Below are 8983 nucleotides of genomic sequence, written 5' to 3' on the forward strand. Positions count from 1 at the left end.
CCGACCGCCAGGAGGGGAGGGCCGTGGGGACCGTTCACGTGGGGATCTGCGTGCCGGGAGTCGCGGCGCGGTCGACCGAGCTCTCCCTGGACGGCGGTCGAGCCGAGATCCGTCGGGCGGCCTGTGCCGCCGCCCTCGATCTGCTGGTGGGGATCGTCGACGAGGTCGGGAACGAATCGGCGACGTGAGGCGTTGTACCCCGTGATGCCGAACATCCAGATGACCACGCTGCCCCGACCGGACCACCGGAGCGGGCCCCCGCTGCTGCGGGAGACCCTCGGGACGGTCCTCCGCGGCCTGCGGGGCGATTCGGGGCGGACCCTGCGGGACGTCGCCGACGCCGCCCGGGTGAGTCCCGGGTACCTCTCCGAGATCGAACGTGGTCGCAAGGAGGCCTCGAGCGAGTTGCTCGCGTCCATCTCGGGTGCGCTCGACGTCTCGCTCGGCGAGATCCTCATCCGCGCGGCCCTCGAGGTCTCGCCCCCGGGTACCGTCTCGCTCCCGGGCACCGTCGCGGAGCCCGTCCTCGCGGCCTGAGCCCCACCCCGGCAACGCCCGGTGGTCGCCCCCCGACCTTGTTCGGTACCGTGGTACTGACCAGTCGTCCGAATCGGCAGAAGGACACTACGCAGCGATGGCCAATCCGTTCACCAAGGCATGGCGCTACCTCATGGCGTTGTTCGATTCGAAGATCGACGAGAATGCTGACCCCAAGGTCCAGATCCAGCAGGCCATCTCGGACGCGCAGCGGCAGCACCAGCAGCTGTCCCAGCAGGCAGCCGCCGTGATCGGCAACCAGCGGCAGCTGGAGATGAAGCTCAACCGCCAGCTCGCCGACATCGAGAAGCTGCAGGGCTCCACGCGGCAGGCACTGCAGATGTCCGAGCAGGCCCATCAGAACGGCGACACCCAGAAGGCGACCGAGTACGAGAACGCCGCGGAGGCCTTCGCCGCTCAGCTGGTCACCGCCGAGCAGAACGTCGAGGACCTCAAGGGACTCCACGACCAGTCGCTCCAGGCCGCGGCCCAGGCCAAGAAGGCCGTGGAGCAGAACGCGATGGTGCTCCAGCAGAAGGTGGCCGAACGGACCAAGCTGCTCAGCCAGCTGGAGCAGGCCAAGATGCAGGAGCAGGTCAGCGCGTCGCTGCAGTCCATGTCCGAGGTCTCGTCGGGCGGGAACACCCCGAACCTCGACCAGGTCCGCGACAAGATCGAGCGGCGGTACGCCAACGCCCTCGGGTCGGCGGAGCTCGCCCAGAACTCGGTTCAGGGCCGGATGCTCGAGGTCGAGCAGGCCTCGACCCAGATGGCCGGGCACAGCCGTCTCGAGCAGATCCGGGCGTCGATGAAGGCCGAGGGTGGTCAGCTCGGACAGGGGACCGGCTCTGCGTCCCAGCTCCCCCAGGGGCAGCCGCAGTCCGCCACCCCGCCTCAGCAGCAGGCGCAGACCGAACAGCAGTGAGTCGTCCGAGGACGGGCCGCCGGTGAACTATCCGGCGGCCCGTCCTCGTCCGTGGTGAAGGGGCACACGTGACACTGACCGAGTTCAGGGCCCGGACCGTCGAGGCCTTCGGGGACCTGCGGGCCGATCATCTCGTGAGGTCCCATCATCTGGCCGCGTTCGACGGGCGCACCGCCGACGAGGCCATCGACGCCGGTGCCTCCGTCAAGCAGGTCTGGTTGGCGCTGTGTTCGGAGTTCGAGGTTCCCGACTCATTACGCTGACCCCGTGGCGGCGTGTCGTTCGATCTCGAACACGCGTTCGTCTACACTCGGGTCATGTGATGACGGGATGGCCCGTCCACAGGGCGACATCCCTCCACAGTGAAGGGTTGCCGGGCTCGTGCAAGACGTATCTGTCGTACCCGACCCGTAGCGTCCGCGAGCGAGCAGACCACACAGACCGTCCGGCACGACACCGGAGGTCGAGCACGAACGGAGAGCATCATGGCCCCCAAGACCACCGCCAAGTCAGGTACCAGGACGGGCGTGGCCCAGAACCGCGAACAGGCGCTGGAGTTGGCGCTCGCGCAGATCGACAAGGCCTACGGCAAGGGGTCGGTCATGCGGCTCGGGGACGACACCCGGCCGCCGGTCCAGGTCATCCCGTCCGGTGCCCTGTCCCTCGACGTGGCACTCGGGATCGGCGGGTTCCCACGGGGCCGCGTCGTGGAGATCTACGGTCCGGAGTCGTCCGGCAAGACGACCGTCGCGCTGCACGCGGTGGCCAACGCGCAGGCCGCCGGCGGGATCGCCGCGTTCATCGACGCGGAGCACGCGTTGGATCCGGAGTACGCCCGCAAGCTCGGCGTGGACACGGACAACCTCATCGTCTCCCAGCCGGACACCGGTGAGCAGGCGCTCGAGATCGCCGACATGCTGGTCAGGTCGGGGTCCATCGACATCCTGGTGGTCGACTCCGTCGCGGCGTTGGTGCCGCGGGCGGAGATCGAGGGCGAGATGGGCGACAGCCACGTGGGCTTGCAGGCGCGACTGATGAGCCAGGCGCTCCGCAAGATGACGGGTGCGCTGCACAACACCAACACCACCGCGATCTTCATCAACCAGCTGCGCGAGAAGATCGGGGTGATGTTCGGCTCGCCCGAGACCACCACGGGCGGTAAGGCGCTCAAGTTCTACGCCTCCGTCCGCCTGGACGTGCGCCGGATCGAGACCCTCAAGGACGGCGCGGATGCGGTGGGTAACCGCACCAAGGTCAAGGTCGTCAAGAACAAGATCGCGCCGCCGTTCAAGATCGCGGAGTTCGACATCCTCTACGGCGAGGGCATCAGTCGCGAGGGATCGCTCATCGACATGGGCGTGGAGAACGGCTTCGTCAAGAAGTCGGGTTCCTGGTTCACCTACGGGGCGGACCAGTTGGGTCAGGGCAAGGAGAACGCCCGCCGGTACCTCAAGGAGAACCCCTCGGTCCGCGACGAGATCGAGCGCAAGATCCTCGACAAGCTCAACATCGGGGCGGGTGCGGAGATCGCGGAGATCGAGGCGGAGTCCGACGAGGACGCGCCCATCGACGTGGTGCCCGTCGAGTTCTGATGAGCGTGCAGGACCCGCGTGCGGCCGAGCGGGGGCAGGGTGTCGACGCGGACGACCTGCGCACCGCGATCGCGGCGGTGGAGGCCAGGCCGTCAAGCAGTTCGGACCTGCCTCCGTTGGCCCCCGAGGCCCACGAGGCCGCGACGGCGGCTCTCCGGCTTCTGCGCCACCGGCCACGGAGCCGACACGAACTGCGGGAGCGGCTTCTGGGTAAGGAGCATGCGCCGGATGCGGTGGACGAGGCCCTGGACAGGGTCCGCGCCTGGGGTCTGCTCGATGACGCGGACTTCGCCTCGGAATGGGTCAGGGGTCGGCGGCGTCGACGCGGACGGTCGCGGGGTGCACTCGAACGCGAGCTGCGCGAGAAGGGCGTCGCCGAGGTGCATATCGCGGGGGCGGTGGCCGGCATCGACGAGGCCGATGACCGACAGCAGGCCACCGACCTCGTGCGCGCGCGGCTCAGCCGCAGCCCGGTCGACCCCGGTCCCGGGGCGGATCTCCAGGGAGAACGGCGCAGGCTGGTGGCGTTCCTCGCCCGCCGGGGCTATCCGACGGGGTTGGCGATGACGGTGGTCGATGCCGAATTGGCGGCCCAGGTGTCGCCCTGAGTACCCTGGCCTGCGTGGATTCTCTCGTGACCGACCTGCAGGCGACGGCCGGAGACACCGGTGTCGAGCGCGTCGAGGGGCGCACGTACCAGGTGCGGACCTTCGGGTGCCAGATGAACGTCCATGACTCCGAGCGGCTCTCGGGCGTGCTCGACGCGGCCGGGTACGTGCCGTTCGAGGGGGAGGCCGATCCCGCCCGGGGCGATCTTCCGGACCTCGTGGTGTTCAACACGTGCGCGGTCCGCGAGAACGCGGACAACCGCCTGTACGGCACGCTCGGCCACCTGCGGCCGTGGAAGGACGCCAATCCCCGACTGCAGATCGCGGTCGGCGGATGCCTGGCACAGAAGGACAAGGACGTCGTGGTCTCACGGGCCCCGTGGGTCGACGTCGTCTTCGGTACCCACAATCTCGGGCATCTGCCCACCCTGCTCCAGCGCTCCCGGCACAACGAGCGGGCCGAGGTGGAGATCGCCGACTCGCTCCAGCACTTCCCCTCGACCCTTCCCGCCACCCGGGAGTCCGCCTACGCCGGCTGGGTCTCGGTCTCCGTCGGCTGCAACAACACCTGCACGTTCTGCATCGTCCCGTCCCTCCGCGGCAAGGAGGTGGACCGGAGACCCGGTGAGGTCCTCGCCGAGATGAAGGCACTGGCGGATGAGGGTGTCCTGGAGGTCACCCTGCTCGGACAGAACGTCAACGCCTACGGGCGGTCGTTCCACGATCCCGCCGAACCATCCGACAGGGGCGCCTTCGCGAAGTTGCTGCGCGCCGCCGGTCGGGTCGAGGGCATCGAGCGGATCCGGTTCACCTCACCACATCCCGCGGAGTTCACCGACGACGTGATCGAGGCGATGGCCGACACCCCCGCCGTGTGCCCGCAGCTTCACATGCCCCTGCAGTCCGGCTCGGACCGTGTCCTGCGCGCGATGCGCCGTTCGTACCGGTCGGAGCGCTTTCTGGGCATCCTGGACAGGGTGCGGGCCGCGATGCCGCACGCGGCCATCACCACGGACATCATCGTCGGATTCCCCGGGGAGACCGAGGAGGACTTCCAGGCCACCCTCGACGTCGTGGAGAAGGCGCGGTTCACGAGCGCGTTCACTTTCCAGTACTCACCGCGACCGGGGACTCCGGCGGCGACGATGACCGACCAGGTACCCAAGTCCGTCGTGCAGGAGCGCTACGAGAGGCTGATCGACCTGCAGGAGCGGATCACCCTCGAGGAGAACCGGAAGCAGGTCGGTCGCGAGGTCGAGCTGCTCGTCACCGCCGACCAGGGCCGGAAGGACGCCGCCACCGCCCGGATGACCGGCAGGGCCCGGGACGGCCGTCTGGTGCACTTCGCCCCGGTGGGGGAGCACGCCGGGCGGATCCGACCCGGCGACGTGGTCACCACCCGGATCAGCTCGGCCGCCCCGCACCATCTGCTCGCCGACGACGGCGTGCTGACCTGTCGGGCCACCAGGGCGGGTGACCGGCACGAGGCCGGTGAGAAGCCGGAGACCCCCCCGATTGGCGTGGGGCTCGGACTGCCCACGCTGCGACGTGATGCCCTCGCCTCCGACACCACCCAGAAGGGATGCCTCACGTGAACACCGCTGACCGCCCGGACCCCATCCAGGGGATCATGGAATCCAGCAGGACCGTGGATTCGGAGTTCCGACGCAGGGACAGGATGTTGGGCCACACCCTCGTCATCGGCAGGGCCTATCTGGCGTCGGCGTTGCTGATCGTGTTGCTCGCCGCCGCTCTCGCGCTTCCCCACAGCGACGGGGTGCGTGGACTGGACGTGCTCTTCTTCACCGAGGCGGCCCGGGACCAACAGACCTCGCTGCCCTCCCACGTGTTCGTCCTGCTCTACTCGGCCGGCGCCATCCTGTTCGGCGCCGTCATGATCATCACCCAGAAGTGGTGGGCGGCGGGGATCGCCTGGGGCGCCAGTTGCGTGGCCACGGTGTACGGGATGCTGGCGATCTGGCTGCGCCAGTCCGGACGGGGACCGAACCCCGACTTCCAGGACTTCGGCGCCCCCGGGATCGGCTTGTACGTCAGCGTGATCCTGGTGCTGCTGCTGGTGATGACCCTGGCCGGCGTGCTGTGGGCGCGCACCCCCGAACAGCGCGAGCTCGAGGACTCCGTCCGCCACCGCGACTGAACCGGGTCGCCGCACCCGTCGGACCCACCCCGTGCAGCAGGGCCCCACCGTGTCGGTGGGGCCCTGTCGGCGTGATCAGCGGGTGTCGACCGCGTTCTCGGCGGCCTCGGCCCATTCCTTCCACTGCATGGCCTGCGCGCGGGCCTTCTCGGCGTCCTTCGACTTGCCCGCCGCGTCGGCCTTCGCGGCCTGTGCCTCGAAATCGTCCACCCGCACCCAGAACTGGGCGGCGCGGGCCTTGGCCTCGGGGTCGGTACGCCGCCATTCGGCGTCGGCCGCGTCGGAGACGGACTTCTCCAGGGCGCGGATCCGTCCCTCGAGCTGCCCCATCCTCTCCCGCGGGACCTTGCCGATCTCCTCCCAGCGGGTCTGTAGCTCCCGTAGCGCGGCACGGGCCGCGTCGAGGCCCTTGTCCGGGTCGATCCGGGCCGAGAACTCGGTGAGCAGCGCCTCCTTGGCGTCCGCATTGCCCTCGAACTCCGCGTCACGCTCGGCGGCCGCGGCGTGGCGGGCGTCGAAGAACGTGTCCTGGGCCGCCTTGAAGCGCTTCCACAGGGCGTCGTCGGCCTCGCGGGGAGCGCGGCCCGCGGCTTTCCACTCGTCCATGAGGCGCCTGAACGCGGTGGCCGTGTCGTTCCAGTCGGTCGAGGCCGAGATGGCTTCGGCTCGTTCGACCAGCTCCTCCTTGACGCGCTTGACGGAGGCGCGGGTGCGGTCGAGTTCCGCGAAGTGGGAACCACGGCGCCGGTTGAACGCCTCGCGGGCCTTGGAGAAGCGCTTCCACAGTGCGTCGTCGGTCTTGCGGTCGATGCCGCGAATGGTCTTCCACTCGTCGAGGATCTCCCTGAGGCGATCGCCGGCGGCCTTCCACTGGGTGGACGACTCACCGATCTCCTCCGCCTCGACGGCCAGCGCCTCCTTGCGGGCGATCGCGGTGGCGCGCTCCTCGTCCTTGCGTTGGCGCGCCTCGACCTCGACAGCGCCGGAGCGCTCGACCACGGTGGCGAGTCGGGTCGCGAGGGCGTCGAGATCTCCCACGGCCGCAGCGGAGGGGAGCTGCTCGGCGAGGGCCTCGGCGGAGGCCCGGGTCTTCCGCGCGTCCTGTGGGTGCGAGTCGAGTCGCGCCTCGAGGAGTGAGACCTCCGCGACCAGGTCGTCGTACCGGAGGCCGAAGTGGGCCAGACCTTCCTCGGGTGCACCCGCCTGCCAGGAGCCGACCTGGCGTTCGCCCTCGGAGGTCCTGACGAACACGGCGCCGGAGTCGTCGACCCGACCCCATTCGGACGGGTCCGACGCCCGGACGATGCGCGACTCGGGGGCCGCCACCGCTCGCGGTGCCACCTTCCGGGCCAGTGCTGCGGGGGACGGCGCACCGGGACGCGGGCCCGGGGTCGGAGTGGGGGTCGGTGCGGACGTTCCGGGGTTCGCCTCCCCGGGGGTGGTCGGTGACTGGTCGCTCATCTGGTCCTCGTTTCGTTCTGCCGCGTGACACGGCACCATCGCCGGAATCCCACCGGTCGTCGCCTCGCTGTCCCGGTGAGGGGTCGGCATCTCCCTAGTGTGTACCAACCGCCGCCCGGGCGCCGGGGTATCCCCAGCGAGTCCGACAGAGTCCCGGGGCGGCGCTCCTGCGGAGGTCAGTAAGGTGCTCCGTGTGAACACCCCTGTCGTCCTGGTACCCGGCGCACCGGTTCTGGTGCCCGAACTGTCCGGAGAGGCGGCCGCGGAGACCGCCGGCCAGGTCGACGCCGCGCTGGATCTGCTCAGGACGGCCTCATCCGGCCTCGAGAGGGTGCTCGTGCTCGGCTCGGACCCCGAGGGGCGGACGATGGGTGACGTCCGTTCCTCGCTGTCGAGGTGGGGGGCGGCGGTCCGGGTCGGGCGTTCCGAGGCGGTGGAAGCCGAGTACGACGATGTCCCCGACGCGGCCCTGATCGCATGGTGGCTGCTCGACCGCGCCGGGATCGACCAGCCCCGGTCGTTCGCGGGCGTCACCGGCGGTGGACGGGTCTCTCGGCCCCCCGGGCGCGACACCCTCGTGGTCGTCGTGGGGGACGGTCCCGCCTCCCTCACCCCCCGGGCACCCGTGCCCGAGGACCCGCGTGGTGTCGCCCTCGACTCGGATCTCACCGAGTGGCTGCGGCGCGGTGGCCCGCTGCCCGATCCCGGTGACGCGGTGGCGGAGGCCGTGGGGTGGTGGAGCCGGCCCGCGTGGCTCGGGCTGGCCGGGCTGGTCGGGGAGAGGTCTGCGGTGGAGTCGGTCTCCCGGGCGCCGTTCGGCGTGGGGTATCACTGCGCTCGCTGGGATCTCTCGTCGTCGTCGGATTCCCCGGGTCAGGGGGGTCACGGGTGAGCGGCCCCGCACCGGTCGCGGTGGTGGGCCCGACCGGCACCGGGAAGTCCGACCTCGCCCTCGATCTGGCGCAGCGGCTGGGCGGGGAGGTGGTCAATTGTGACGCCATGCAGCAGTACCGCGGCATGGACATCGGTACCGCGAAGCTCCCGCCGTCCCTCCGACGTGGCATCCCGCATCACAGGCTCGACGTCCTCGAGGTGACCGAGACCGCGAGCGTCGCCGACTTCCGTCGCGAGGCCGAGCGCGAGATCGCGGAGATCCGGGAGCGCGGGAACGTGCCGATCCTGTGCGGAGGATCGATGATGTACATCCAGGCCCTGGTCGACGGCTGGTCCATCCCCGACACGGATCCCGCGGTCCGGGCGCGCTACGAACGGCGCCTCGAGGAGATCGGGGTCCGGGCGTTGCACGCCGAGCTCGCCCGCGCGGACCCCGAGGCCGCTCGGACCATCCTGCCGACCGATCCCCGCCGGACTGTTCGGGCACTGGAGGTGGTGGAGCTGACCGGTCAGCCGTTCTCCGCCTCGAGACCGACCATCGGCGCACCTCGGTGGGGCACGCGGCTGCTCGGCCTACGGTGCGCGCTTCCCGAGCTCGATGACCGGCTGGACGCCCGTACCGGGCGCATGTTCGCCGACGGGCTGATCGACGAGGTGCGTGGGCTCGTCGGGCTCGGACTGCTCGAGGGCGTGACGGCCCGGCGGGCCATCGGGTACGCGCAGGTTCTCGACGAGATGGACGACGAGCTGGGGATCGACGACGAGGGGGTGGCCCGCGCCCGGGAGCGCACGGTGATCGGCACCCGCC

Annotated in this window: 11 protein-coding genes; 10 read left to right on the top strand and 1 reads right to left on the bottom strand. The window is 70.3% G+C overall.

The window, feature by feature from the left end; genetic code table 11:
• From G6021_RS09135 to G6021_RS09170, 8 genes are all read left to right on the top strand, one after another.
• Positions 1 to 188 (top strand): CinA family protein (locus G6021_RS09135; protein WP_182641118.1); only part of this gene is annotated, 188 nt, incomplete at its 5' end.
• Between the two features lie 16 nt (positions 189 to 204).
• Positions 205 to 537: a helix-turn-helix transcriptional regulator gene (locus G6021_RS09140; protein ID WP_179526252.1), complete on the top strand. Its 333-nt coding sequence runs from the start codon at positions 205 to 207 to the stop codon at positions 535 to 537.
• 97 nt (positions 538 to 634) lie between these two features.
• Entirely contained in the window at positions 635 to 1462 is an 828-nt protein-coding gene (locus G6021_RS09145) for a PspA/IM30 family protein (protein ID WP_179525419.1), read from the top strand.
• Positions 1463 to 1530: 68 nt separating this feature from the next.
• Positions 1531 to 1725 carry a DUF3046 domain-containing protein gene (locus tag G6021_RS09150; protein WP_179525418.1) on the top strand — a complete coding sequence of 65 codons (195 nt, stop codon included), beginning with the start codon at positions 1531 to 1533 and terminating at the stop codon, positions 1723 to 1725.
• Between the two features lie 222 nt (positions 1726 to 1947).
• Positions 1948 to 3054 carry a recombinase RecA gene (gene recA, locus G6021_RS09155; protein ID WP_179525417.1) on the top strand — a complete coding sequence of 369 codons (1107 nt, stop codon included), beginning with the start codon at positions 1948 to 1950 and terminating at the stop codon, positions 3052 to 3054.
• On the top strand, positions 3054 to 3662 hold the full coding sequence (locus G6021_RS09160; protein ID WP_182641119.1) for a regulatory protein RecX: 609 nt from the start codon (positions 3054 to 3056) through the stop codon (positions 3660 to 3662). Before recA ends, G6021_RS09160 begins: the two co-directional genes overlap by 1 nt.
• Before the next feature lie 26 nt (positions 3663 to 3688).
• A complete protein-coding gene (gene miaB, locus G6021_RS09165) occupies positions 3689 to 5257 on the top strand; it encodes a tRNA (N6-isopentenyl adenosine(37)-C2)-methylthiotransferase MiaB (RefSeq protein ID WP_182641123.1) in 1569 nt (522 codons plus the stop codon).
• A complete protein-coding gene (locus G6021_RS09170) occupies positions 5245 to 5820 on the top strand; it encodes a hypothetical protein (RefSeq protein ID WP_179525415.1) in 576 nt (191 codons plus the stop codon). Before miaB ends, G6021_RS09170 begins: the two co-directional genes overlap by 13 nt.
• A 75-nt stretch (positions 5821 to 5895) precedes the next feature.
• Here G6021_RS09170 and G6021_RS09175 read toward each other — a convergent pair whose 3' ends face one another.
• A complete protein-coding gene (locus G6021_RS09175) occupies positions 5896 to 7281 on the bottom strand; it encodes a DUF349 domain-containing protein (protein ID WP_182638794.1) in 1386 nt (461 codons plus the stop codon).
• Between the two features lie 193 nt (positions 7282 to 7474).
• On the opposite strand from G6021_RS09175, the gene G6021_RS09180 reads away from it, so the two are divergent.
• Positions 7475 to 8173: a hypothetical protein gene (locus tag G6021_RS09180; RefSeq protein WP_182641120.1), complete on the top strand. Its 699-nt coding sequence runs from the start codon at positions 7475 to 7477 to the stop codon at positions 8171 to 8173.
• Positions 8170 to 8983 (top strand): tRNA (adenosine(37)-N6)-dimethylallyltransferase MiaA (gene miaA, locus G6021_RS09185; RefSeq protein WP_182615985.1); only part of this gene is annotated, 814 nt, incomplete at its 3' end. The genes G6021_RS09180 and miaA, both read left to right, overlap by 4 nt.

Origin of the sequence: Dietzia sp. CW19 (assembly GCF_014145265.1) — a bacterium.
GTDB classification, from domain to species: Bacteria; Actinomycetota; Actinomycetes; order Mycobacteriales; family Mycobacteriaceae; genus Dietzia; species Dietzia natronolimnaea.